Below are 23,945 nucleotides of genomic sequence, written 5' to 3'. Positions count from 1 at the left end.
GGAAAAAGGTGACGCAGGGGATCAGAGCAGCACCACGTCATATTGTTCCTGGGAATACATGGTTTCCACCTGGAAGCGTATGGTGCGCCCGATGAACCCTTCAAGCTCGGCAACGTTACCGGACTCTTCATCGAGCAGCCGATCGACGACTTTCTGGTTCGCCAGTACACGATAACCCTCGGCCTGATAGGCCCGGGCCTCGCGCAGGATCTCGCGGAAAATCTCGTAGCAAATGGTTTCCGGCGTCTTCAGCTTGCCGCGTCCCTGACAACTGCTGCAAGGCTCGCACAGCACCTGCTCCAGGCTTTCGCGAGTCCGTTTGCGAGTCATCTGCACCAGACCCAGCTCGGTGATGCCGATGATGTTGGTCTTGGCGTGATCGCGCTCCAGCTGTTTCTCCAGGGTACGCAGAACCTGACGCTGGTGCTCTTCATCTTCCATGTCGATGAAGTCGATGATGATGATCCCGCCCAGATTGCGCAGACGCATCTGCCGGGCAATCGCCGTGGCGGCTTCGAGGTTGGTCTTGAAGATGGTTTCTTCGAGGTTGCGATGCCCGACGAACGCCCCGGTGTTGACGTCGATGGTGGTCATGGCTTCCGCCGGATCCACCACCAGATAACCGCCGGACTTCAGCGGCACTTTGCGCTCGAGGGCTTTCTGGATTTCGTCTTCGACGCCGTACAGGTCGAAAATCGGCCGCTCGCCCGGATAATGTTCCAGACGGTCGGCGATCTCCGGCATCAGTTCGGCGACGAACTGCGTGGTTTTCTGAAAGGTTTCCCGGGAGTCGATGCGGATCTTCTCGATCTTCGGGCTGACCAGATCACGCAAGGTGCGCAGGGCCAGACCGAGGTCTTCGTAGATCACGCTGGGTGCGCCGATGGTCTTGATCTGTTCGTTGATCTGATCCCACAGGCGGCGCAGGTAGCGGATATCCATCAGGATTTCATCGGCCCCGGCCCCTTCGGCGGCGGTGCGCAGGATAAAGCCGCCGGCCTCCTTGATGCCTTCTTTGGCCACACAATCGCTGACCACCTGTTTCAGGCGCTCGCGCTCGGCTTCGTCCTCGATCTTCAGGGAAATGCCGACGTGGGCGGTGCGCGGCATGTACACCAGGTAACGCGAAGGGATCGACAGCTGAGTGGTCAGCCGCGCCCCTTTGGAGCCGATCGGATCCTTGGTGACTTGCACCACCAAACTCTGACCTTCATGCACCAGCGCGCTGATGCTTTCCACCGCCGGGCCTTCGCGCAGGGAAATTTCCGAAGCGTGGATGAACGCCGCACGGTCCAGGCCGATGTCGACGAAGGCCGCCTGCATGCCCGGCAGTACCCGCACGACCTTGCCTTTATAGATGTTGCCGACGATCCCGCGTTTTTGCGTGCGCTCGACGTGTACTTCTTGCAGCACACCGTTTTCGACCACCGCCACGCGCGATTCCATCGGCGTGATGTTGATCAGAATCTCTTCACTCATGGCAGGGTCTCGTTCAGGCATGTTCACGATAATGGCCGCATCTTGTTCCGTTCGACGCTTACTGCGCACTCAGGTTTTGCCAACAGGGTATGCCGAAATGACCGAGCAGTTCTGCGCTTTCGCACACCGGCAAACCGACTACGGCTGAATAGCTGCCGTTGAGACCGGCGACGAACACCGCGCCCAGCCCCTGAATGCCGTAACCGCCGGCCTTGTCCCGAGGCTCGCCGCTGGCCCAGTAGGCGGCAGCTTCTTCGCGGCTGATCGCCCGGAACCGTACCAGACTGCGCACCACTTGCGACTCGCAGAGCGCACCGTCAAGCACAGCGATGGCTGTCAGCACTTCGTGTTCCTTGCCGGACAACATCATCAGCATGGCGCATGCGTCGGCTTCGTCCACCGGTTTACCGAGAATTTTGCCGTCCAGCACCACAGCGGTATCGGCGCCCAACACGCAAAACGGTTTATCGCTGACGACAGAGCGCCGCCCGGCCTCGGCCTTGCCGCGCGCCAGGCGCTCGACATAGGCCGACGGGGATTCATTGGCGAAAGGGGTTTCATCGATATCCGCACTGATGGCGGTGAACGGAACGCCGATCTGCGTGAGCAATTCACGCCGACGCGGCGATCCGGAGGCGAGGTAAAGCGGCTTCATCAAGACATCTCCCTGTCGAGGTGCGGGCAAATGCCTGACCGAATCAGTTGATTTTGTAGCGCCGGCGCAATCCACGCAAAGCGAAGCTGACCCACGGCCAGAGCAAGGCGCTGACCAGTGCCGGCAGGACCAGCGCCAGGGTCGGCTGACGGTTGCCGGTCAGGGCGCTGAGCCACAATTGCACAAGCTGCGCGAGGCCGAAAATCACCAGGATCACCAGGCACTGCTGCCACATCGGGAACATCCGCAGGCGTTGCTGCAACGACAGCACCAGGAACGTGATCAACGTCAGGATCAACGCGTTCTGTCCCAGCAGCGTGCCATACAGCACGTCTTCAGCAAGCCCGAGGCAAAATGCAGTGACCATGCCGACCTTTTGCGGCAGGGCCAGTGCCCAGAATGCCAGGAGCAAGGCCAGCCAGAGCGGGCGCAGGATTTCCATGAATTGCGGCAACGGCGACACGCTGAGCAGCATGCCGATCAGAAATGTCAGCCAGACGATCCAGCCGTTTCGGGAGGCTTTGACACCGACCATTATTCTCGTCCCCCAGTGGTGGCCGGCGCAGTGACAGGCGGTTTGGCGGCCGGCCGCGCGTTGGCAGGCTGAGCGGCCGGAGGCTTGCTGGCGGCCGGCGTCGCTGCGGGTGGTTTGGCTGGCGGCTTGCTCGCGGCGGGTTTGGCCGGCGTAGCAGCAGCGGGTGCAGCGGCAGGCGTGCCCGACGCAGCAGGCGCCTGAGCCGGTGTATTCACCGTTTTCGGCACCGTGGCTGGAATGATCGGGCCACCGCCAAACGCATCAAGATTTTCCTGAGCCTGCGCCGCATCGTTCGCACGTTCTTCAGCCGTACGGTTGTCGCTGAACACCAGCAACAGGTAGCGGCTGCGGTTCAGAGCGGCAGTCGGCACGGCGCGGACAATGGCGAATGGCTGGCCGGAATCGTGGATCACTTCCTTGACCGTCGCCACCGGATAACCGGCCGGGAAGCGCTGACCCAGGCCGGAGCTGACCAGCAGATCACCTTCCTTGACATCGGCGGTGTCGGCCACATGGCGCAGCTCCAGACGCTCAGGGTTACCGGTGCCGCTGGCAATCGCCCGCAGACCGTTACGGTTCACCTGCACAGGAATGCTGTGGGTCGAGTCGGTCAGCAGCAGGACACGGGAGGTGTACGGCATCAGCTCGACCACCTGCCCCATCAGGCCACGCGCATCGAGCACCGGCTGACCAAGCACCACGCCGTCGCGTTCACCTTTATTGATGATGATGCGATGGGTGAAGGGATTGGGGTCCATGCCGATCAGTTCGGCAACTTCGACCTTTTCGTTGACCAGCGCGGAGGAATTGAGCAACTCGCGCAGACGGACGTTCTGCTCGGTGAGGGCGGCAAGCTTCTGCATGCGACCCTGCAACAGCAGGTTCTCGGTCTTGAGTTTTTCGTTTTCGGCGACCAGCTCGGTGCGGCTGCCGAACTGACTGGCGACACCTTCCCACAGCCTGCCGGGCAGGTCGGTGATCCAGTAAGCGTCCATCAGCACCAGCGACATCTGGCTGCGGGCAGGCTTGAGCAGGCTGAAACGGGCATCGACCACCATCAGCGCGACCGACAGCACGGCCAGCACCAACAAGCGCACGCCCAGTGAGGGGCCCTTGGCGAAAAGCGGTTTAATAGGCCGCTCCTCCCAGGCAAATGTTCTGTTTATTCATACGGCATCAAACCGGCCTGGATGAAGACTGACAGAAGATAAACGCCAACAGGCAGCACTGCAAAGTGCTGCCTGCGCGCTCACCCACGTATTGCGCCCGGCGACTTATTCGCTGGAGAGCAGGTCCATGGTGTGCTTGTCCATCATTTCCAGTGCACGGCCACCGCCGCGAGCCACGCAGGTCAGCGGATCTTCGGCAACGATCACCGGCAGACCGGTTTCCTGGGCCAGCAACTTGTCGAGGTCACGCAGCAGCGCGCCACCACCGGTCAGCACCAGGCCACGCTCGGCGATGTCGGAAGCCAGTTCCGGCGGCGATTGCTCCAGGGCGCTTTTCACGGCCTGAACGATGGTGGCCAGGGACTCTTGCAGAGCTTCCAGCACTTCGTTGGAGTTCAGGGTGAATGCGCGTGGAACGCCTTCGGCCAGGTTGCGACCGCGAACGTCGACTTCGCGAACTTCGCCGCCCGGGTAGGCCGTGCCGATTTCCTGCTTGATGCGCTCTGCAGTCGACTCGCCGATCAGGCTGCCGTAGTTGCGGCGCACGTAGGTGATGATCGCTTCGTCGAAGCGGTCGCCGCCAACGCGTACGGATTCGGCATAGACCACACCGTTCAGGGAGATCAGCGCGATTTCGGTGGTACCACCACCGATATCCACGACCATCGAGCCGCGAGCTTCTTCTACCGGCAGGCCGGCACCGATCGCGGCAGCCATCGGCTCTTCGATCAGGAACACTTCACGGGCACCGGCGCCAAGGGCCGATTCACGGATGGCGCGACGCTCAACCTGGGTGGACTTGCATGGAACGCAGATCAGCACACGTGGGCTGGGCTGCAGGAAGCTGTTCTCGTGAACCTTGTTGATAAAGTATTGCAGCATCTTTTCGCAGACGCTGAAGTCGGCGATCACGCCGTCCTTCATCGGACGAATGGCAGCAATGTTGCCCGGCGTACGGCCAAGCATGCGCTTCGCTTCGGTGCCGACAGCAACGACACTTTTCTGGTTACCGTGTGTCCGAATGGCCACAACCGATGGCTCATTCAGGACGATACCGCGCTCGCGCACGTAAATAAGGGTGTTGGCAGTGCCCAGGTCAATGGAAAGATCGCTGGAAAACATGCCACGCAGTTTCTTGAACATGGGAAAGGGACCCTAGGCAACGCGTGGGTAAAAAAGTGCGGCAAACTCTAACAACGACAGGGATTTTGGGCAAGGCGCCAATATGTTAAATTGGCCGCTTTTCTGTGCACCAAGCCCCACAATCGCGGCCTTATGACCGTAGAAGTGCGGTAGTGTTCCGACAATCTAACACACGGACGCCGTCCGTCCTGTTTTCCACTGGAGAAACCCGATGGCGCTAGAACGCTCCGACGTGGAAAAAATCGCTCATCTGGCCAGCCTTGGCCTGAATGACGCCGATCTTCCACACATCACTTCGGCCCTCAACAGCATTCTCGGGCTGGTCGACGAAATGCAGGCGGTCAATACCGACGGTATCGAGCCGCTGGCCCACCCGCTGGAAGCCAGTCAGCGCCTGCGCGCCGACGTCGTGACCGAAAGCAATAACCGCGAGGCTTATCAGTCCATCGCACCAGCGGTCGAAAACGGCCTGTATCTGGTTCCGAAAGTCATCGACTAAAGGGAAAGAGCCTGCAATGCATCAAATGACTCTGGCCGAGATCGCCCGCGGTCTCGCCGATAAAAAGTTTTCTTCCGAAGAGCTGACCAAGGTCCTGCTGGCGCGCATTTCCCAGCTCGATCCGCAGCTCAACAGTTTCATCAGCCTCACCGAAGAGCTGGCCCTCGAGCAGGCGAAAGCCGCCGACGCGCGCCGGGCCAACGGTGAGAGCGGCGCCCTGCTCGGCGCGCCGATCGCCCACAAAGACCTGTTCTGCACCCAGGGCATTCGCACCAGCTGCGGCTCGAAGATGCTCGACAACTTCAAGGCCCCGTACGACGCCACCGTGGTGTCGAAGCTGGCTGCCGCCGGCACCGTGACCCTGGGCAAGACCAACATGGACGAATTCGCCATGGGTTCGGCCAACGAGTCGAGCTGGTACGGCGCGGTGAAAAACCCGTGGAACCTGGAACACGTACCGGGCGGTTCGTCCGGTGGTTCGGCGGCGGCCGTTGCCGCTCGTCTGTTGCCAGCCGCCACGGCCACCGACACCGGCGGTTCGATCCGCCAGCCGGCCGCGTTCACCAACCTTACCGGCCTGAAACCGACTTACGGTCGTGTTTCGCGCTGGGGCATGATCGCTTACGCCTCCAGCCTCGATCAGGGCGGCCCATTGGCTCGCACGGCCGAAGACTGCGCGATTTTGTTGCAAGGTATGGCCGGCTTCGATCCGAACGACTCCACCAGCATCGATGAGCCGGTGCCGGACTACGCCGCCGGTCTGAATGGCTCGCTGCAAGGCCTGCGTATCGGCGTGCCGAAGGAATACTTCGGCGCCGGTCTCGATCCGCGCATCGCCGACCTGATCCAGAACAGCATCAAGGAGCTGCAGAAGCTCGGTGCCGTGATCAAGGAAATCAGCCTGCCGAACATGCAGCACGCGATTCCTGCGTACTACGTGATCGCCCCGGCAGAAGCGTCCTCCAACCTGTCGCGTTTCGACGGCGTACGCTTCGGCCATCGCTGCGAAGACCCGAAAAACCTGGAAGACCTGTACAAGCGCTCCCGTGGCGAAGGCTTCGGTGCCGAGGTGCAGCGTCGGATCATGGTCGGCGCCTACGCGCTGTCCGCCGGGTACTACGACGCCTACTACCTGAAAGCGCAGAAGATCCGTCGCCTGGTGAAGAACGACTTCATGGCTGCCTTTAATGAAGTCGACATCATCCTCGGCCCGACCACGCCAAACCCGGCCTGGAAACTCGGCGCCAAGAACAGCGACCCGGTTGCTGCCTACCTGGAAGACGTCTACACCATCACCGCCAACCTCGCGGGCCTGCCGGGCCTGTCGATGCCGGCCGGTTTCGTCGACGGCCTGCCGGTCGGCGTACAGCTGCTCGCGCCGTATTTCCAGGAAGGTCGCCTGTTGAACGTTGCCCACCAGTATCAGTTGAACACTGACTGGCACACCCGCACCCCAACCGGCTTCTGAGGAGACACACATGCAATGGGAAGTCGTGATCGGGCTGGAGATTCACACCCAGCTCACCACCCGGTCGAAAATCTTTTCCGGTAGTTCCACCCAGTTCGGTTCCGAGCCGAACACCCAGGCCAGCCTGATCGACCTGGGCATGCCCGGCGTGCTGCCGGTGCTCAACCAGGAAGCGGTGCGCATGGCGGTGATGTTCGGTCTGGCGATTGACGCCGAGATCGGTCAGCACAACGTGTTCGCCCGTAAAAACTATTTTTACCCGGACCTGCCGAAGGGCTACCAGATCAGCCAGATGGAATTGCCGATCGTCGGCAAGGGCCACCTGGACATCGCTCTGGAAGACGGCACGGTCAAACGCGTCGGCATCACCCGCGCGCACCTGGAAGAAGACGCCGGCAAGAGCCTGCACGAAGAATTCAGCGGCGCCACCGGCATCGACCTGAACCGTGCCGGTACGCCGCTGCTGGAAATCGTTTCCGAGCCTGACATGCGCAGCGCCAAGGAAGCCGTGGCCTACGTCAAGGCGATCCACGCGCTGGTACGCTACCTGGGCATCTGCGACGGCAACATGGCCGAAGGTTCGCTGCGTTGCGACTGCAACGTGTCGGTGCGTCCGAAAGGCCAGGTCGAGTTCGGCACTCGCTGCGAGATCAAGAACGTCAACTCGTTCCGTTTCATCGAGAAGGCGATCAACTCCGAGATCCAGCGTCAGATTGACCTGATCGAAGACGGCGGCAAAGTGATCCAGCAGACCCGTCTGTACGATCCGAACAAGGACGAGACCCGTCCGATGCGCAGCAAGGAAGAAGCCAACGACTACCGTTACTTCCCCGATCCGGACCTGCTGCCGGTGGTCATCGAGGACTCGTTCCTCAACGACGTGCGCGCCACCCTGCCGGAACTGCCACCGCAAAAGCGCGAGCGCTTCCAGAGTGCCTTCGGCCTGTCGGCCTACGACGCCAACGTGCTGGCCACCAGCCGTGAGCAGGCGGACTACTTCGAGAAAGTCGCGAGCATTGGCGGCGACGCCAAACTGGCGGCGAACTGGGTGATGGTCGAGTTGGGCAGCCTGCTCAACAAGCAGAACCTGGACATCGAGGATTCGCCGGTTTCGGCCGAGCAACTGGGTGGCATGCTGTTGCGCATCAAGGACAACACCATCTCCGGCAAGATCGCCAAGGTTGTGTTCGAAGCGATGGCCAATGGCGAAGGCAGCGCAGACGAGATCATCGAGAAACGCGGCCTGAAGCAAGTGACCGACACCGGCGCGATCTCGGCGGTGCTGGACGAAATGCTCGCGGCCAACGCCGAGCAGGTCGAGCAATACCGTGCGGCAGACGAAGCCAAGCGCGGCAAGATGTTCGGTTTCTTCGTCGGTCAGGCCATGAAAGCCTCCAAGGGCAAGGCCAACCCGCAGCAAGTGAACGAACTGCTGAAAAGCAAGCTCGAAGGCTGACGATGGCCCCGCGCCCGAGGATCGTTCCCGCGCTCTGCGTGGGAATGCCGCCTCGGACGCTCCGCGTCCATCGCGGTGTGACGCAGAGCGTCACGGGGTGCATTCCCACGCCGGAGCGTCGGAACGATCACTTGGGAGCTTTTGAATGAAACGTCTGCTCGGCGCCTGCGCCCTGCTCACTTTGCTGGCCGGTTGCGCCAGCACCGATGTCATCGACCCGCACGGTTACGACCAGACCGGCGTCGCCTCCTATTACGGAGCCAAACACCACGGTAAACGCACCGCCAGCGGCGAAGCGTTCAACCAGAATTCCCTGACCGCCGCCCATCGCCAGTTGCCGTTCGGCACGCGGGTGAAGGTCACCAACCTGAAAAACGACAAATCCTGCGTGGTGCGTATCAACGACCGCGGGCCACACACCCGTGGGCGCATCATCGATGTTTCACGGGAAGCCGCCGAACGCCTCGGCATGATTGGCAGCGGCACGGCACGGGTTCGCGTGCAGGCCCTCGACGACTGATGGAGCGCCCGCCATTTTCGGACTGACCGATTTACCGCTGATCAACGTGATCGAACTGCTCTGCGGATTGTTCCTGCTGATCGCCGGTGCCGAACTGATGGTGCGCGCCGCCGTGCGCCTGGCCGCGCGCCTGCATGTGCGGCCGCTGATCATCGGTCTGACCATCGTCGCCCTCGGCAGCAGCGCCCCGCAAATGGCGGTCAGTCTGCAAGCAACCCTGACGCACAACCCCGACATCGCGGTCGGCAGCGTGATCGGCAGTAGCATTTTCAACATCCTCGTGACCCTCGGCCTGTCGGCGCTGATCATTCCACTGCGCGTCTCACGGCAACTGGTGCGCCTCGACATCCCGCTGATGATCGGCGCCAGCCTGCTGGTGTTCGTGCTGGCCTGGAACGAAGAGATCGGACGTTTCGACGGCCTCCTGCTGCTGGCGGCCCTGGGGCTTTATCTCGGCTTGCTGTTGCGCCAGTCGCGTCACTCGGGCCGGCCACATTCCGATCATCCTCAGACTCAGCCGGCCCCCTGGTTCACCAGTCTGCTGATGATCATCGCCGGTCTCGCCATGCTGGTGTTCGCAGGGCATTTGCTGCTGGGTGCCGCTGTCGCAGTGGCCACCGATCTCGGGTTCTCCGAACGGGTGATCGGCCTGACCGTGGTCGCGGTCGGCACTTCGCTGCCGGAACTCGCCACTTCGTTGATCGCTGCATTGCGCGGTCAGCGGGACATTGCCGTGGGCAACGTGATCGGCGCCAACCTGTTCAACCTGCTCGGGGTCCTCGGCATCACGGCGTTGATCGCCCCGACGCCACTGTCGGTGTCGCCGAACGCGCTGGATTTCGACCTGCCGGTGATGCTCGGCGTCGCCACGCTGTGCCTGCCGGTGTTCTATTCCGGCTACCGCGTGACCCGGGCTGAAGGCTTGTTGCTGCTCGGCCTGTACCTGGCGTATGCGCTGCATGTGGTGTCCTTCACCACCGGCATGCCACTGGCCGGCAAGCTTGAACGGTTGATGCTGTTTTATGTCCTGCCGGCGCTGCTGACGTTTCTGTTTTTCACGTCCGTGCGCGCCTGGCGCCGCCAACACCACAAGAGGGATGTGCCATGACCGAATCGAAGAAATCCGGGGTCGAAATCCGCCGCCAGGTAATGGGTGACGCGTTCGTTGATCGCGCTTTGGGCAACGCCACCGAATTCACTCAACCCTTGCAGGACTTCGTCAACGAACACGCCTGGGGCGGCGTATGGAATCGCGAAGGTCTGCCGCTGAAAACCCGCAGCCTGATCACCCTCGCCGCGCTGACCGCGCTGAAGTGCCCGCAGGAATTGAAGGGTCATGTGCGCGGCGCGTTGAACAATGGCTGCACGGTCGACGAGATCCGCGAGGCGCTGCTGCATTGCGCGGTGTATGCCGGCGTACCGGCGGCGATTGATGCGTTTCGGGCGGCGCAGGAAGTGATCGACAGTTACCAGAAACCTGAGTAACAGCCAGCCTCAGATCCACCCGCCCCACTGCAACAGAAAGATCCCGACGTTGGTGGTCACCGCCGCCATCAACGTGGTCAACACAATGATCGCCGCCGCCAGCTCATGATTGCCCTGGGCCGCACGGGCCATGACAAAACTGGCGGCGGCGGTCGGACTGCCGAAGTACAGAAACAGAATCCCCAGCTCCGCCCCGCGAAAGCCCCACAACCATGCACCCAGCGTGGCGAACACCGGCAGGCCGATCATCTTCACCAGACTGGAACTGAGTGCCATGCTCCCGCTCTTGCGCAGCGCCGCCAGCGACAGCGTGCCGCCGATGCAGATCAGCGCCAGTGGCAGTGTGGTTTGCGCCAGGTACTGGCCCGACGTCTCCAGCCAGCCCGGCAGACCGATCTTGAACCAGGCAAACGGCGCCGCCGCAATCACGCTGATGATCAGCGGATTGCTGAACACGCTTTTGCAGATGCTCCACGGATCGGACTTGATCACCGGGCTGTAGACCGCCAGCACAATGGTCGACAGGGTGTTGTAGAACAGGATCACCAGCGCCGCGAGAATCGCCCCGAGGGAAATCCCGTAGTCACCGTACATGCTCGCCGCCAGCGCCAGACCGATCACCCCGTTGTTGCCGCGAAACGCGCCTTGCGTGTAGATGCCGCGATCTTCACGGGGGCAGCGGAGAATCGCCCAGCCCCAGGCCAGGGCGAAACTGGCCAGCGTGGCGACGGCGAAGTAGATCAGCAGCGCCGGTTGCAGCGCGGCGTGCAGGTCGGCATGGAGGATGCCGAGAAACAGCAGCGCCGGCATGCTGACGTTGAACACCAGCGACGACGCCGTGTGGATGAAGTTGTCGTTGATCCATTCGATGCGCTTGAGCAGCACACCCAGAAACAGCATGGCAAACACCGGCGCGGTGATGTTCAGGGTTTCGAGGAAGATTGCCAGCATGCCGGGGAGCCTTGGAGGTGAGCGTCGTTAGGGGGCTAATGATAAGCCACTTCGGGCCGTTTGCCCCTTCAAAAGCCAAAAGCCCCTCACCCTATCCCTCTCCCGGAGGGAGAGGGGACTGATCCGGGGATGCTCCGGAAAATTATCGACCTGAAACTACTTCGCCGAATCCATAATCAACGCGGTATTTCAGGTCGATGGACAGCGCAAGACAACTCGGTCGGCCCCCTCTCCCCCCGGGAGAGGGTTGGGGTGAGGGCATGGCCAGTGCCGACACCACACCCCTCAAGCCGAACACTCAACGATCAAGTAATCGGCGCCGGATTGAACAACGTAATGTCGTTATGCAGCTTGTGCTTTTCCGCCCACGTCTGCTGCTTGCCGCTCGCCACATCCAGATAGTAGTGGAACAACTCCCAGCCCAACTCCTCGATGGACGCGCGACCGGTAGCGATGCGCCCGGCATCGATGTCGATCAGATCCGGCCAGCGCTGCGCCAATTCGGTACGGGTTGACACCTTGACCACCGGCGCCATGGCCAGACCATAAGGCGTGCCACGCCCGGTGGTGAACACATGCAGGTTCATCCCCGCCGCCAGTTGCAAGGTGCCGCAGACAAAATCACTGGCCGGCGTCGCACAGAAAATCAGACCTTTCTGCTTGAAGCGCTCCCCCGGCCCAAGCACTCCGCTGATCGCGCTGCTGCCGGATTTGACGATCGAGCCCAGCGACTTCTCGACAATGTTCGACAACCCGCCCTTCTTGTTGCCCGGCGTGGTGTTGGCGCTGCGATCCGCCTCACCCTTGGCCAGGTAACGGTCGTACCAGTCCATCTCGCGCACCAGTTCCTCGGCAACGGTTTTGCTCTGGGCCCGGGAGGTCAGCAGGTAAATCGCATCGCGCACTTCGGTGACTTCGGAAAACATCACCGTCGCCCCTGCTCGCAGCAGCAAGTCCGAGGCATAACCCAGCGCCGGGTTGGCGGTGATCCCGGAAAACGCATCGCTGCCACCGCACTGCATGCCGAGGATCAGCTCGGACGCCGGCACGGTTTCCCGGCGGCGCTGGTCGAGTTTCTTCAGGCGGGTTTCAGCCAGTTCCATGATCTGCTCGATCATCTCGGTGAAACCGTGACTGGAATCCTGCAAGCGATACAGCCACGGCTCGCTCAGATCCACCGACGCATCGTCCTCGTGCATCACCTGCCCGGCCTGCAATTTCTCGCAGCCCAGACTGATCACCAGCGCCTCGCCACCGAGGTTCGGGTTGCGCGCCAGATTGCGCACGGTGCGGATCGGGATGTAGGCGTCGGTGGCGGTGATCGCCACGCCGCAACCGTAACTGTGGGTCAGCGCCACCACGTCATCGACGTGCGGGTACTTCGGCAACAGTTCGTCCTTGATGCGTTTGACCGCGTGATCCAGCACCCCGGTGACGCACTGCACGGTGGTGGTGATCCCGAGGATATTGCGCGTGCCGACGGTGCCGTCGGCATTGCGATAACCCTCGAACGTGAAGCCTTCCAGCGGCGCCTGGGCGGCCGGCACATCGGTGGATAGCGGCAGGCTGTCCAGCGGCGGCGCGGTCGGCATGCGCAGTTGATCTTCCTTGACCCAACTGCCACGGGGAATCGGCTGCAACGCGTAGCCAATGATCTGGCCGTAGCGAATCACCGTGCCGCCCTCGGGAATGTCCACCAGGCTGACCTTGTGGCTCTGCGGCACAAAATCCACCGTTACCAGGCCATCGGCGAACGCGGTGCCGGCCTGAACGCCCTGGTCATTGACCACGACCACTACGTTGTCCCGCTCGTGCAGGCGGATGTAGCGCGGCGAGTCGGAATGTTCAATCAACTGCATGGCGCCGCTCCTCAGGAATGCGCTTGAGACAATTTACCGGTGGCTTCGGAACCGCCATTGGTTGGCGGCTCTTTCAGTACCACACGTTTGATCGGGCCGACGATCACCAGGTAGCTGAACACCGCCACCAGCGCGTTGGCACCGACGAACACCAGCGCCCATTTGAACGAGCCGGTGGAGCTGATGATGTAGCCGATGACGATCGGCGTAGTGATCGAGGCAATGTTGCCGAAGGTGTTGAACAGGCCACCACTGAGACCGGCGATCTGCTTCGGCGAGGTGTCGGAGACCACCGCCCAGCCCAGTGCGCCCACGCCCTTGCCGAAGAAGGCCAGGGCCATGAAGCCGACCACCATCCATTCCACTTCAACATAGTTGCACGCGACGATGCTGCTGGAGACCAGCAGACCGGCGATGATCGGTGCCTTGCGGGCGAAGGTCAGCGAGTGGCCCTTGCGCAGCAGGTAATCGGAAATCACCCCGCCGAGGACACCGCCGATAAAACCGCAGATCGCCGGCAACGACGCGATGAAACCCGCCTTGAGAATGGTCATGCCGCGCTCCTGCACCAGGTACACCGGGAACCAGGTCAGGAAGAAATAGGTGATGCCGTTGATGCAGTACTGGCCCAGATAAACGCCGAGCATCATGCGATTGGTCAGCAACTGGCGGATGTAATCCCATTTCGGACCGTCAGCCTTTTTGCCTTGTTTCTGGTCCATGTCGACCATGCCGCCGTTGTCGGCGATGAACTTCACTTCCGCTTCGTTGGCCATCGGGTGCTGGCGCGGGCTGTGGATAACCTTCAGCCAGATCAGCGAGAACAGGATGCCGAACACGCCCATGACAATGAACACGTGTTCCCAGCCGAAGGCATAGACGATCCAGCCCATCAGCGGCGCGAACAGCACGGTGGCGAAGTACTGCGCCGAGTTGAAGATCGCCGAAGCCGTACCGCGTTCGGCGGTCGGGAACCAGGCCGCGACGATGCGCGCGTTGCCGGGGAACGATGGCGCCTCGGCCAGGCCCACGAGGAAGCGCAGCATGAACAGCGCGACGATGGCCGTGGACATGCCGAACTCACCGACGAAGCCTTGCAGCACGGTGAACAGCGACCAGGTGAAGATGCTCAGGGCATAGACTTTTTTCGAGCCGAAACGATCGAGCAGCCAGCCGCCGGGAATTTGCCCGGCCACGTAGGCCCAACCGAATGCAGAGAAGATGTAGCCGAGGGTGACCGCGTCGATGCCGAGGTCTTTTTGCAAACTGGAACCGGCGATCGCGATGGTGGCGCGGTCGGCGTAGTTGATCGTGGTCACCAGGAACAGCATGAGCAGAATCAAATAGCGGACGTGAGTCGGCTTGGACGATTGCATGTAGATGTACTCCCACTGATTATTTTTATGCGGGTAAAACATTCTTTGGTCTTGTGCCGCGCAGGGCCTTGGCAATAACCCTGCGCGGGTGCAGCGACTTACGAACCGATGTAGGCGGTTTTCACCACGGTGTAGAACTCTTGCGCATAGCGGCCTTGCTCACGTGAGCCATAGGATGAACCCTTACGGCCCCCGAACGGAACGTGGTAATCAACGCCGGCGGTCGGCAGGTTGACCATCACCATCCCGGCCTGGGAATGACGCTTGAAGTGGTTGGCGTACTTCAGCGACGTGGTGGCGATGCCCGCCGACAGACCGAATTCGGTGTCGTTGGCCATGGCCAGTGCAGCCTCGTAATCCGCCACGCGGACGATGTTGGCCACCGGGCCGAAGATCTCTTCGCGGCTGATGCGCATCGACGCTTCACTGTCGGCAAACAGGGTCGGCGCGAGGAAGTAGCCTTCAGTGTCGCAGGTCACCAGACCACCTCCGCTGACTACGCGAGCGCCTTCGGACTGGCCGATGTCGATGTATTTCAGGTCCTGTTCGAGCTGCGCCTGCGAGACCACCGGACCGATATCGGTGCCGGCCTTCAGCGCGTGCCCGACCTTGATCGACTTCATGCGCTCGGCCATGGCTTCGACGAACTTGTCGTGAATCCCGGCAGTGACGATCAAGCGGCTCGACGCGGTGCAACGCTGGCCGGTGGAGTAGAACGCGCTCTGCACCGACAGCTCCACCGCCTGCTTGAGATCGGCGTCGTCGAGAATGATCTGCGGGTTCTTGCCGCCCATTTCCAACTGAACCTTGGCCTGTCGCGACACGCAGTTGACCGCGATCTGACGGCCCACACCGACAGAGCCGGTGAAGCTGATGCCGTCGACCTTCGGGCTGTTGACCAGCGCTTCACCGACCACACGACCGCTGCCCATCACCAGGTTGAACACGCCGGCCGGGAAGCCTGCGCGGGAGATGATTTCGGCCAGCGCCCAGGCGCAACCCGGAACCAGGTCCGCCGGTTTCAACACCACACAGTTGCCGTAGGCCAGGGCCGGGGCGATTTTCCACGACGGAATCGCAATCGGGAAATTCCACGGGGTGATCAGGCCGACCACGCCGAGGGCTTCGCGGGTGACTTCAACGTTGACACCCGGGCGCACCGACGGCACGTAGTCGCCGGACAGACGCAGGCATTCACCAGCGAAGAACTTGAAGATGTTGCCGGCGCGGGTCACTTCGCCGATGGCTTCGGGCAGGGTCTTGCCCTCTTCCCGGGCCAGCAGGGTGCCGAGTTCTTCGCGGCGGGCGAGGATTTCGGTGCCGACTTTGTCCAGCGAGTCGTGGCGGGCTTGAATGCCCGAGGTCGACCATGCCGGAAACGCGGCGCGGGCGGCGTCGATGGCGGCGTTGACCTGAGCCAGATCAGCCTTGGCGTAGTCGCCGATGGTGTCGCTCAGCTCGGACGGGTTGATGTTGACCGAGTAATCGTTGCCGGCGACCCATTCACCGTTGATGTAGTTGTCATAGCGCTTGGTCACGAATCATTCTCCTGACGCAAAAGGCCGCTGATTGCTCAGCGGCCTTGTTTATAGGGTTGGGTTACTGCGCACCTTGCTTGTCGATCAGCGCGGCGAGCATTTCGTACTCTTCGCGGGTCAGGTCGGTCAGCGGCGCCCGCACCGGGCCTGCGTCATAGCCGGCGATCTTGGCGCCTGCCTTGACGATGCTCACGGCGTAACCGGCCTTGCGGTTGCGGATGTCCAGGTATGGCAGGAAGAAGTCGTCGATGATCTTGCCGACGGTGGCGTGATCTTCGCGGGCGATGGCGTGGTAGAAGTCCATCGCGGTTTTCGGGATGAAGTTGAACACCGCCGACGAGTAGACCGGCACGCCCAGGGCCTTGTAGGCAGCGGCGTAGACTTCTGCGGTTGGCAGACCACCGAGGTAGCTGAAACGATCGCCGAGGCGACGACGGATCGACACCATCAGCTCGATATCACCCAGACCATCCTTGTAACCGATCAGGTTCGGGCAGCGCTCGGCCAGACGTTCCAGCAGCGGTGCGGTCAGGCGGCAGACGTTACGGTTGTAGACCACCACACCGATGTTCACCGATTTGCACACCGCTTCAACGTGGGCGGCGACGCCGTCCTGGCTGGCTTCGGTCAGGTAGTGCGGCAGCAGCAACAGGCCTTTGGCGCCCAGACGCTCGGCTTCCTGAGCGTATTCGATGGCCTGGCGGGTCGAACCGCCGACACCGGCGAGGATCGGCACGCTGCTGGCGCAGGTGTCGACGGCAGTCTTGATGATTTCCGAATATTCGCTGGCCGCCAGGGAGAAGAATTCACCGGTGCCACCGGCGGCGAACAGGGCCGAAGCACCGTACGGGGCCAGCCATTCCAGCCGTTTGATGTAGCCAGCGCGGTTGAAATCGCCCTGGGCATTGAAATCGGTGACCGGGAACGACAGCAGGCCGGCGGAGAGGATGGACTTCAGTTCTTGTGGATTCATTATTCGAACACCCTGGTAGCAACGTTTTTTGTGAGTGGACCGTTCAGCCTTCGCCGAAGTTGTAGGTCATCGTACAACTTAAAAGATAACCGTCAACTGCATTTCATCGCTGGGGGGCATTTTTTGTCGGACAAGATTTCTTTTTGACGTAGGCGTTTTCTCGACTAGGCTCGAATTAACTGTATATACATACAGTTAAATAAGAATTCACCGACGACATATCAAGGAGAAAGAAATGTCCGGTCTACAAACAAAATGCCTTGAAAAACCCACACCGGTCATCGCCCGTTTCGATGATCTTTTTACCCCCGGCGGCATCGACTTCAGTGCTGAAAACCCGCACCTGCTGCTGCACATTGCCGACTCGCACAGCGATGTCGACCCCGTCCTCGCCTCGTCTGGCAAAGCCATGAAAGGCAAACCGCCGCTGCGCTTCGAAGGCGCAGAACACACGGCGATCGGCGATAACACCCGGCTGCGTTTCGTTGAAAACGCCGAGCCGGTGCTCGCGCAAAACGTGCCCCTGCACCTGCCGAATGGACTGGCGCTGACCTATGGCCAGGTGCTCGCGCTGGGTGGCGATTTCTACGGAGTCGTCGACCGGCCGATCAACGAAGGTGCGACTCCGACGGATCGTCTTCAGCGCTTTTCGGCGGCGTTCGACAGCCTCGCTGCCCTGCCGGCATCAAAAGCCGAAGCGCCGCAAATTCTCGCGATCATGCAAAAAGAGATCGATGCCGTTAAACAGGCGATCAAGGACGGCAAACCACCCCACGAAGCCTACGACGCGCTGGGAGATACGTTGTCGGAAGAGTGGAACAAAATCACCGGCGGCGGCAGTTTCGTCTCGGCGCTGTTCCCCCTCGGTCGCTATCTGAAACTGGCGGCGAACAATGCCGACCACTTCGGCGAATGGGCCCGACTGGCCTACATCGCCGGACACACCGCCGCCCTGCAAACCGCCGCTGCCGCCCACGCCAGCCAGGACGAACTGCAACTGGAACGGGCCTACGCGATGAATGCGTTCGCGGATCACTACCTCACCGACCTGTTCTCCTCCGGGCATTTGCGGGTGCCACGCAAGGCCATGGCCGCCGTCGTAACGCCGAGCGATCTGGGCTCGCTGATCACCCGCTTCATGCATGACGAAGACAGCAAGTTCGGCCTCAAGGTGCGCAACGGGCATGGCGAGCAATGGCGGGCGTTCGGTGACAAGCGCTACTTCGACGCCACGGATGCCGACAATCGCAATCAGGTGAATCAGGCGGTGCAGGATTCGGCGGACGAGGTGTATGCCGCGTATTCAAGCGGCAACGTGCCGACCACTTTCAACGCGCTGCAACGGCTGCCGGATCTGACTGCCGTGATGAACCTGGCCAACAACTTTTCGCCACTGTTCCGCCTTCAAGGCAACAAAGTCCTGCGCCGCAAGGACGTGAACAACCTCAACGACACCGACACCGTCGACGACTGGTGGGGGTGGAGCACTTACCTGCTGCTCAAGGACTATCACCCGACCGGCAACACGAATTAAGGAGCGATTCGATGAGCATCAAATTGAAACTGGAACTGGCCTCGGGCCAATCGTTGAAAGGTGCGCCGCTGCAATTGCTGCGCGACGGCGTGGCCATCGCCCGGGCGTCGGTGGACGCTCAGGGGCACGCAACATTCGACGTCAGGCCAGGCACGGGCAAACTGGCGGTCAGGGTCGATCGTTCGATTCTGCCCAAGAGCTGAAATGCCCGGACAAGATTGCCCCGGCGCGCCTCACCGATTCGCCGGGTAAAGTGCGACGACTGCCGCGAAGGATCGCGGCAGATCTTTCAAGGAGAACGAACCATGACGTTTGCCGCTGCACACCTTCCGCAATTCCCCGATCACGCCAGCGACTCGATCATCCTGCGGTTATCGAACCTGGACGATGACCTGATCGTCCGCGTACCCGACGGCCAGAACACTCCGCCGAACTGGGATGTGTACCCGATCCTCGGTGAAGATCCGGAAGAGCCTGAATGGCAGGGATTGTCGGAGCCGACCGGCGTCTGGGATGACGCACTGGATGACATGGTCGGCCTGGCCGGAATCGAACTGAGCATCCCCAGATTCGAGCTGGAAAAGTACCTGAACAGCACCGTCGAACTACGCTACAAGTTTGCCGACGAGTCCAGTCTCGAACCTTGTTCGGAACCGCTGAGACTCTACGTCGAAGCCTGATTCCTCAACCCTGTGCCTGCGCCTCTTCATGGGCCTGACGTAGTCGTTCGCGGCTGTTGGTCAGGTGCAGGCGCATGGCCGCGCGGGCGGCATCCGCATCCTGGCGGGCGATGGCCTCGTAGATTTCCTCGTGCTCGCGACTCAGGCGATTCATGTAGTGCTGCTGATCGTCATGGGCCAGGCGCGCCGAGTTCAGGCGGGTACGCGGAATGATGCTGGTGCCCAGGTGGGTCATGATGTCGGTGAAGTAGCGGTTGCCGGTGGACAGCGCGATTTGCAGGTGGAACTGGAAATCCGACGCCACCGCATCGCTGGCGTGGGCCACGCTTTCGTTAAGCGCATCGAGGGCGGCGCGCATGGCGGCCAGTTGTTCGGTGCTGCGACGCTGTGCGGCGAGGCCGGCGGATTCGACTTCCAGGCTGATACGGAATTCGAGAATCGCCAGCACGTCACGCAGGGTGACCACGGTGGCCGGGTCGATCCGGAAACCGCTCGGGCTTGGCGTATCGAGCACGAAGGTGCCGATGCCGTGGCGGGTTTCGACCTGCCCTGCGGCCTGCAAACGGGAAATTGCCTCGCGTACTACGGTGCGGCTGACGCCATGGGCTTCCATGATCGCCGACTCGGTAGGCAACTTGTCGCCACGCTTGAGCAGACCGTCGCGGATCTGCTCGGTCAGCACCGTCACCAGTTCCTGTGCCAGGCTGCGGCGCTTGCGAGGGAGGCGCGGGGTGTCGATCGGGGTTTCCATGGTCTGCGTTTGTCTCGAAAATTCGGTAAGAGGGGCATCATAGCCCAAGGGAGTTGTACGATCACCGTCCTCTGTGGGAGCGAGCTCCCACAGATTCGGTACACATCAGGCGGTGACGGTCTGCTCGACCAGATGCCCGCTGTCGATCCGTACATGCCGTGGATGGAAGCGCTTGAGACTGCTGCGATGGCCAACGCTGACGATGCTCAGGCCCGGCAACTGATCGATCAGCGCCTGATACAGCGTGGCCTCGTCTTCTTCGTCCATCGCCGACGTCGCTTCGTCCATGTACAGCCAGTGCGGTGCATAGAGCAGGGCTCGGGCGAAGGCCAGTCGTTGCTGCTCGCCCGGCGAGAGCATGCGCTGCCAGTGGTTGGCTTCGTCCAGTCGCGCCACCAGATGCGGCAGACGGCAGGTTTCCAGCACTTGTGCATAACGCTCTGGCGCGTAGGTGTCGCCCGGTTGTGGATAACTCAAGGCATCGCGCAGGGTGCCGATCGGCAGATACGGTTTCTGTGGCAGGAACAGATAACGGGCGGACGGCAAGCGGATACTGCCGTGACCCGACGGCCACAGATGCCCCATTGCCCGGAACAGCGTGGACTTGCCGCTGCCGGAGCGGCCACTGAGCATCACCCGGTCGCCCGGTTCTACGGTCATCGTGGCACTGGTCAGCAGATGACGACCATCGGCCAGATCGAGCCCGAGGTTGTGCACTTTCAATTCGCTGCCCTGATTCTGCACGTCGATGGCCGGTGCACGCTCTTCGTTGCTGGTCATGGCCTGATGGAAGCTCAGCAGACGATCACACGTGGCGCGCCAGGAAGCGAGGTTCTGGTAAGCACTGATGAACCAGCTGAAACTCTCCTGAACGTTGCCGAATGCCGAGCTGATCTGCATGAGTTCACCGAGCTCGATCTTGCCGGCGAGGTAACGCGGCGAGGCGACGATGAATGGGAAAATGATCGCGGCCTGACTGTAACCGGCCGTGAAAAACGTCAGGCGCTTGGAGACTTTCATGATGTCCCAGAAGTTGTGCCAGACATTGCCGAAGCGGCCGCTCAAGCGACGATTCTCATTCGGTTCGCCGTTGTACAGAGCAATGCTTTCGGCATTTTCCCGAATCCGCACCATGGAAAAACGCAGGTCGGCTTCGAAGCGTTGTTGTTGGTTATTCAGACCGATCAGTCGTCGACCGATTAAATGCGTCAACCAGCTACCGACCACTGCATAAACCAGAACGCACCAGAACATGTAGCCGGGAATGGTGATGCCATAGACTTCGATGCTGCCCGACACGCCCCACAAAATAATCGAAAACGACACCAGGCTCACGATATTGCGCAGTAGCCCGATACCCAGCTCAAGGGTATTGGAGGTGAAATTGTTGAGGTCTTCGGAAATCCGCTGGTCCGGGTTATCGGTGTAACCACCCTGCTCCAGCTGGTAGTAATTCTTGTCGGCGAGCCAACGGGAAAAATGCTTTTCAGTAAGCCAGGCCCGCCAGCGGATCGTCAGCATCTGAGTCAGGTAGAGCCGATACACCGCACCGACAATCGCGACCGCAGCAATCGCGCAGAAGTACAGGATCAGATGCCAGAACGCCGCTTCATCTTTCTTTTGCAGCGCATTGTAGAAATCCTTGTACCAAGTGTTGAACCACACCGAGATGCCCACGCTGAGCAGCGAGAGTGCAATCACGGCAATCAGCAACGTCCAGGCCTTGCCCTTCTCTTCGCTGCGCCAGTAAGGCGTGGTCATGGCCCACACCTTGCGAAAAAACTGCCCGCGCACAGCATCGTTGACCGCGGAATATTCAGCGTTCTGATTCATGGAAAAGGCTCGATAAAGAAAAGAACAGACACGCACCGATCATAGTTGATCGGTGCGCTTTATCGCGAGGACTGGCGATGGCCGTTCAGCGCAGGTTCAGCGACGAACCGGGCGCTTCTGCAGCTTGCGCTGCAAGGTACGGCGGTGCATGCCCAGGGCGCGGGCAGTGGCGGAGATGTTGCCTTCGTGCTCGGTCAGCACGCGCTGGATGTGTTCCCACTGCAGGCGATCCACCGACATCGGGTTTTCCGGCACCAGGCTGTCGAGGTCGGCGTGTTCGGACAGCAGCGCCGCCAGCACGTCGTCGGCGTCCGCCGGTTTGCACAGGTAATTGCAGGCGCCGCGCTTGATCGCTTCGACCGCCGTGGCGATGCTCGAGTAACCGGTGAGGATCACCACGCGCATTTCCGGGTCCAGCTCCAGCAGCTTGGGCAGCAAGACCAGACCGGAATCGCCGTCCATTTTCAGGTCCAGCGCCGCATAGTCCGGCAGATCGGCCTGGGCGATGGTCAGGCCTTCTTCGGCGGAACCGGCGGTGCTGACGCGAAAACCACGGCGAGCCATGGCACGAGCCATCACCCGGGTAAAAGTCGCGTCGTCATCGACCAGCAGCAAATGCGGCAGTTCTTCGCCTTCGACTTGGATTTCGTCACTCATGTTGCTCTCCTCGGGCGCCGTGGGGCAGGCGCAGCTCGGTGAGCGTGCCGCCTTCCTCATGACTATAGAGTTTCACTGAGCCGCCGGCGCGTGTCACGCTGGCCTTGCTCAAAAACAGGCCCAGGCCGAAACCTTTGCCCTTGGTGGTAAAAAACGGTTTGCCGATCTGCTCGGCGATGGCCAGCGGCACACCGGCGCCATGATCGCGGATGCTGATGGTCAGGTCTTCGGCCGTCCAGTCCAGGGTCACCTGAAGGTTTTCCGGGCAGGCGTCGGCGGCGTTGTTTAAAAGATTCAGCAGTGCCTGGGTCAGATCCGGCGGCGGTGCCACGCGCGGCAACGTACCCTGGCCCAGACGCTGGAAGCGGTAACTGGCTTCGGGGCGCATCAGGTGCCAGCGGTTCAGCGCCTCGTCGAGCCACTCGGTGACGTCCTGCATCTCCACTGCCATCCGGCGATTGGCCTCGGCGGCGCGCACCAGTTGCTGCAGGGTCTCCTTGCAGAGCTTCACCTGATCCTTCAACACCTTCAGGTCTTCCTGAAGCATCGGGTCGTGGTGATCCTGCTGCATTTCATTGAGCAACACGCTCATGGTCGCCAGCGGTGTGCCCAGTTCATGAGCGGCACCGGCGGCCTGAGTCGCCACGGCCAGCAATTGCTGATCGCGCAGGCCTTCTTCGCGGCGGATCGCGCGCAACTCTTCCTGACGGCGCAGCTCTTCGGCCATGCGCGCGGCGAAGAAAGTGATCACCGCAGCCGCAAGGGCGAAGCTCAGCCACATGCCGTAGATCTGCAGGTTCTCCCGGGCCACCGGCAGGGTTTCCAGCGGATAGAAATGCGTCAGCATCAGGGTGTACAAGGCCAGCGCAATACCGGACAACACCACCGAATAACGCCACGGCAGCGTCACTGCGGCGATGGTCAGCGGCACCAGATAATACGAAACGAACGGGTTGGTCGACCCACCGGAGAAATACAGCAAGGCACTGTGGATAACCAGGTCGCAGGCCAGTTGCAGCGCGTATTCGAGCTCGGTGACCGGCCACGAAGTGCGCAGGCGCACGGCGGTGAACACACACAACAGAATCGAACAGCCGAGGGTCATCACCAGTTGCACCCACGGCAACGGCAACAGTTCCAGCCAGTAGGCCAGGCCCACGGAACCGGCCTGCGCGGCGAGCACCAGGGTGCGGATGAAAGTCAGCCGCCAGAGGTTCTGGCGAGTGGCGGAAGTCAGTTGTACGGGGGCGAGCATGAGCTCTCCTGATGAGCGCTCCAGGCGGATCGCACGGAGTATAACCAAGGCGCGGGCTTGAGAGGCGAAAGTGCGGCAAACGACCACACCAACAAGCAGTTGCAAGTTGCGAGCTTCAAGCTACAAGCA

General features: G+C 61.4%; 23 protein-coding genes. 9 read left to right on the top strand and 14 right to left on the bottom strand.

What is annotated here, in order from left to right:
- Positions 1–21 precede the first annotated feature (21 nt).
- The 5 genes from rng to mreB form a co-directional block, all read right to left on the bottom strand.
- The gene (rng, locus tag ACKLNA_RS17970; protein ID WP_065260839.1) at positions 22–1,479 is read right to left on the bottom strand and encodes a ribonuclease G; all 1,458 of its coding nucleotides are present in this window, start codon (positions 1,477–1,479) and stop codon (positions 22–24) included.
- 58 nt (positions 1,480–1,537) lie between these two features.
- A complete protein-coding gene (locus tag ACKLNA_RS17965; protein ID WP_408986632.1) occupies positions 1,538–2,134 on the bottom strand; it encodes a Maf family protein in 597 nt (198 codons plus the stop codon).
- Between the two features lie 43 nt (positions 2,135–2,177).
- On the bottom strand, positions 2,178–2,669 hold the full coding sequence (gene mreD, locus ACKLNA_RS17960) for a rod shape-determining protein MreD (RefSeq protein ID WP_085711798.1): 492 nt from the start codon (positions 2,667–2,669) through the stop codon (positions 2,178–2,180).
- Positions 2,669–3,802: a rod shape-determining protein MreC gene (mreC, locus tag ACKLNA_RS17955; RefSeq protein ID WP_408986730.1), complete on the bottom strand. Its 1,134-nt coding sequence runs from the start codon at positions 3,800–3,802 to the stop codon at positions 2,669–2,671. Before mreC ends, mreD begins: the two co-directional genes overlap by 1 nt.
- A gap of 141 nt (positions 3,803–3,943) precedes the next feature.
- Positions 3,944–4,981: a rod shape-determining protein MreB gene (gene mreB / locus ACKLNA_RS17950; protein ID WP_002555108.1), complete on the bottom strand. Its 1,038-nt coding sequence runs from the start codon at positions 4,979–4,981 to the stop codon at positions 3,944–3,946.
- A gap of 211 nt (positions 4,982–5,192) precedes the next feature.
- Here mreB and gatC point away from each other — a divergent pair, with 211 nt between their 5' ends.
- The 6 genes from gatC to ACKLNA_RS17920 all read left to right on the top strand — a co-directional run bounded on the left by gatC (position 5,193) and on the right by ACKLNA_RS17920 (position 10,409).
- Positions 5,193–5,480, top strand: coding sequence for an Asp-tRNA(Asn)/Glu-tRNA(Gln) amidotransferase subunit GatC (gene gatC, locus ACKLNA_RS17945; protein WP_007953612.1), 288 nt, complete (start codon positions 5,193–5,195; stop codon positions 5,478–5,480).
- 16 nt (positions 5,481–5,496) lie between these two features.
- The gene (gene gatA / locus ACKLNA_RS17940) at positions 5,497–6,948 is read left to right on the top strand and encodes an Asp-tRNA(Asn)/Glu-tRNA(Gln) amidotransferase subunit GatA (RefSeq protein ID WP_408986631.1); all 1,452 of its coding nucleotides are present in this window, start codon (positions 5,497–5,499) and stop codon (positions 6,946–6,948) included.
- 10 nt (positions 6,949–6,958) lie between these two features.
- Positions 6,959–8,404 (top strand): Asp-tRNA(Asn)/Glu-tRNA(Gln) amidotransferase subunit GatB, encoded by a 1,446-nt coding sequence (gene gatB, locus ACKLNA_RS17935; RefSeq protein ID WP_114881417.1) that lies wholly within the window; start codon positions 6,959–6,961, stop codon positions 8,402–8,404.
- A 145-nt stretch (positions 8,405–8,549) separates the two neighbouring features.
- Complete coding sequence (locus ACKLNA_RS17930) at positions 8,550–8,924, top strand: septal ring lytic transglycosylase RlpA family protein (RefSeq protein ID WP_408986630.1); 375 nt, start codon at positions 8,550–8,552, stop codon at positions 8,922–8,924.
- A 46-nt stretch (positions 8,925–8,970) separates the two neighbouring features.
- The gene (locus ACKLNA_RS17925; protein WP_408986629.1) at positions 8,971–10,032 is read left to right on the top strand and encodes a calcium/sodium antiporter; all 1,062 of its coding nucleotides are present in this window, start codon (positions 8,971–8,973) and stop codon (positions 10,030–10,032) included.
- The gene (locus ACKLNA_RS17920) at positions 10,029–10,409 is read left to right on the top strand and encodes a carboxymuconolactone decarboxylase family protein (RefSeq protein ID WP_085685699.1); all 381 of its coding nucleotides are present in this window, start codon (positions 10,029–10,031) and stop codon (positions 10,407–10,409) included. Before ACKLNA_RS17925 ends, ACKLNA_RS17920 begins: the two co-directional genes overlap by 4 nt.
- Before the next feature lie 9 nt (positions 10,410–10,418).
- Here the strand turns inward: ACKLNA_RS17920 and ACKLNA_RS17915 are convergent, their stop codons facing one another.
- From ACKLNA_RS17915 to kdgD, 5 genes are all read right to left on the bottom strand, one after another.
- Entirely contained in the window at positions 10,419–11,360 is a 942-nt protein-coding gene (locus ACKLNA_RS17915) for an AEC family transporter (RefSeq protein WP_408986628.1), read from the bottom strand.
- 305 nt (positions 11,361–11,665) lie between these two features.
- Entirely contained in the window at positions 11,666–13,219 is a 1,554-nt protein-coding gene (garD, locus tag ACKLNA_RS17910; RefSeq protein ID WP_408986627.1) for a galactarate dehydratase, read from the bottom strand.
- A gap of 11 nt (positions 13,220–13,230) precedes the next feature.
- On the bottom strand, positions 13,231–14,595 hold the full coding sequence (locus tag ACKLNA_RS17905; protein ID WP_085711879.1) for an MFS transporter: 1,365 nt from the start codon (positions 14,593–14,595) through the stop codon (positions 13,231–13,233).
- 98 nt (positions 14,596–14,693) lie between these two features.
- Entirely contained in the window at positions 14,694–16,133 is a 1,440-nt protein-coding gene (locus ACKLNA_RS17900; RefSeq protein WP_085711804.1) for an aldehyde dehydrogenase family protein, read from the bottom strand.
- A gap of 61 nt (positions 16,134–16,194) precedes the next feature.
- Entirely contained in the window at positions 16,195–17,106 is a 912-nt protein-coding gene (gene kdgD / locus ACKLNA_RS17895) for a 5-dehydro-4-deoxyglucarate dehydratase (protein WP_007953624.1), read from the bottom strand.
- 235 nt (positions 17,107–17,341) lie between these two features.
- On the opposite strand from kdgD, the gene ACKLNA_RS17890 reads away from it, so the two are divergent.
- The 3 genes from ACKLNA_RS17890 to ACKLNA_RS17880 all read left to right on the top strand — a co-directional run bounded on the left by ACKLNA_RS17890 (position 17,342) and on the right by ACKLNA_RS17880 (position 19,320).
- Complete coding sequence (locus ACKLNA_RS17890; RefSeq protein WP_408986626.1) at positions 17,342–18,640, top strand: phospholipase; 1,299 nt, start codon at positions 17,342–17,344, stop codon at positions 18,638–18,640.
- An 11-nt stretch (positions 18,641–18,651) separates the two neighbouring features.
- Positions 18,652–18,843 (top strand): hypothetical protein, encoded by a 192-nt coding sequence (locus tag ACKLNA_RS17885; RefSeq protein ID WP_408986625.1) that lies wholly within the window; start codon positions 18,652–18,654, stop codon positions 18,841–18,843.
- Positions 18,844–18,945: 102 nt separating this feature from the next.
- A complete protein-coding gene (locus tag ACKLNA_RS17880; protein ID WP_408986624.1) occupies positions 18,946–19,320 on the top strand; it encodes a hypothetical protein in 375 nt (124 codons plus the stop codon).
- A gap of 4 nt (positions 19,321–19,324) precedes the next feature.
- On the opposite strand, the gene ACKLNA_RS17875 is transcribed toward ACKLNA_RS17880, so the two are convergent.
- The 4 genes from ACKLNA_RS17875 to ACKLNA_RS17860 form a co-directional block, all read right to left on the bottom strand.
- Positions 19,325–20,071, bottom strand: a complete 747-nt coding sequence (locus ACKLNA_RS17875; RefSeq protein WP_134825485.1) for a FadR/GntR family transcriptional regulator — start codon at positions 20,069–20,071, stop codon at positions 19,325–19,327.
- A gap of 105 nt (positions 20,072–20,176) precedes the next feature.
- Entirely contained in the window at positions 20,177–21,904 is a 1,728-nt protein-coding gene (locus ACKLNA_RS17870) for an ABC transporter ATP-binding protein/permease (protein WP_085711809.1), read from the bottom strand.
- A gap of 96 nt (positions 21,905–22,000) precedes the next feature.
- A complete protein-coding gene (locus ACKLNA_RS17865; RefSeq protein ID WP_003221630.1) occupies positions 22,001–22,561 on the bottom strand; it encodes a response regulator transcription factor in 561 nt (186 codons plus the stop codon).
- Positions 22,554–23,816 carry an ATP-binding protein gene (locus ACKLNA_RS17860; RefSeq protein ID WP_085711810.1) on the bottom strand — a complete coding sequence of 421 codons (1,263 nt, stop codon included), beginning with the start codon at positions 23,814–23,816 and terminating at the stop codon, positions 22,554–22,556. Before ACKLNA_RS17860 ends, ACKLNA_RS17865 begins: the two co-directional genes overlap by 8 nt.
- Between the last annotated feature and the right edge of the window lie 129 nt (positions 23,817–23,945).

The organism is Pseudomonas sp. UV AK001 (genome assembly GCF_046097675.1).
In the GTDB taxonomy this organism is placed as follows: Bacteria; Pseudomonadota; Gammaproteobacteria; order Pseudomonadales; family Pseudomonadaceae; genus Aquipseudomonas; species Aquipseudomonas kribbensis.
The sequence above is the reverse complement of the archived record's forward strand: the minus strand, read 5'-3'. Positions and strand labels throughout refer to the sequence as shown.

Bases quoted from the DNA above. Each gene is read 5' to 3' on its own strand.
- rng (WP_065260839.1), bottom strand. From the start codon at position 1,479: ATGAGTGAAGAGATTCTGATCAACATCACGCCGATGGAATCGCGCGTG.
- ACKLNA_RS17965 (WP_408986632.1), bottom strand. From the start codon at position 2,134: ATGAAGCCGCTTTACCTCGCCTCCGGATCGCCGCGTCGGCGTGAATTG.
- mreD (WP_085711798.1), bottom strand. From the start codon at position 2,669: ATGGTCGGTGTCAAAGCCTCCCGAAACGGCTGGATCGTCTGGCTGACA.
- mreB (WP_002555108.1), bottom strand. From the start codon at position 4,981: ATGTTCAAGAAACTGCGTGGCATGTTTTCCAGCGATCTTTCCATTGAC.
- gatC (WP_007953612.1), top strand. From the start codon at position 5,193: ATGGCGCTAGAACGCTCCGACGTGGAAAAAATCGCTCATCTGGCCAGC.
- gatA (WP_408986631.1), top strand. From the start codon at position 5,497: ATGCATCAAATGACTCTGGCCGAGATCGCCCGCGGTCTCGCCGATAAA.
- gatB (WP_114881417.1), top strand. From the start codon at position 6,959: ATGCAATGGGAAGTCGTGATCGGGCTGGAGATTCACACCCAGCTCACC.
- ACKLNA_RS17930 (WP_408986630.1), top strand. From the start codon at position 8,550: ATGAAACGTCTGCTCGGCGCCTGCGCCCTGCTCACTTTGCTGGCCGGT.
- ACKLNA_RS17920 (WP_085685699.1), top strand. From the start codon at position 10,029: ATGACCGAATCGAAGAAATCCGGGGTCGAAATCCGCCGCCAGGTAATG.
- ACKLNA_RS17915 (WP_408986628.1), bottom strand. From the start codon at position 11,360: ATGCTGGCAATCTTCCTCGAAACCCTGAACATCACCGCGCCGGTGTTT.
- garD (WP_408986627.1), bottom strand. From the start codon at position 13,219: ATGCAGTTGATTGAACATTCCGACTCGCCGCGCTACATCCGCCTGCAC.
- ACKLNA_RS17905 (WP_085711879.1), bottom strand. From the start codon at position 14,595: ATGCAATCGTCCAAGCCGACTCACGTCCGCTATTTGATTCTGCTCATG.
- kdgD (WP_007953624.1), bottom strand. From the start codon at position 17,106: ATGAATCCACAAGAACTGAAGTCCATCCTCTCCGCCGGCCTGCTGTCG.
- ACKLNA_RS17890 (WP_408986626.1), top strand. From the start codon at position 17,342: ATGTCCGGTCTACAAACAAAATGCCTTGAAAAACCCACACCGGTCATC.
- ACKLNA_RS17885 (WP_408986625.1), top strand. From the start codon at position 18,652: ATGAGCATCAAATTGAAACTGGAACTGGCCTCGGGCCAATCGTTGAAA.
- ACKLNA_RS17880 (WP_408986624.1), top strand. From the start codon at position 18,946: ATGACGTTTGCCGCTGCACACCTTCCGCAATTCCCCGATCACGCCAGC.
- ACKLNA_RS17875 (WP_134825485.1), bottom strand. From the start codon at position 20,071: ATGGAAACCCCGATCGACACCCCGCGCCTCCCTCGCAAGCGCCGCAGC.
- ACKLNA_RS17870 (WP_085711809.1), bottom strand. From the start codon at position 21,904: ATGAATCAGAACGCTGAATATTCCGCGGTCAACGATGCTGTGCGCGGG.
- ACKLNA_RS17865 (WP_003221630.1), bottom strand. From the start codon at position 22,561: ATGAGTGACGAAATCCAAGTCGAAGGCGAAGAACTGCCGCATTTGCTG.
- ACKLNA_RS17860 (WP_085711810.1), bottom strand. From the start codon at position 23,816: ATGCTCGCCCCCGTACAACTGACTTCCGCCACTCGCCAGAACCTCTGG.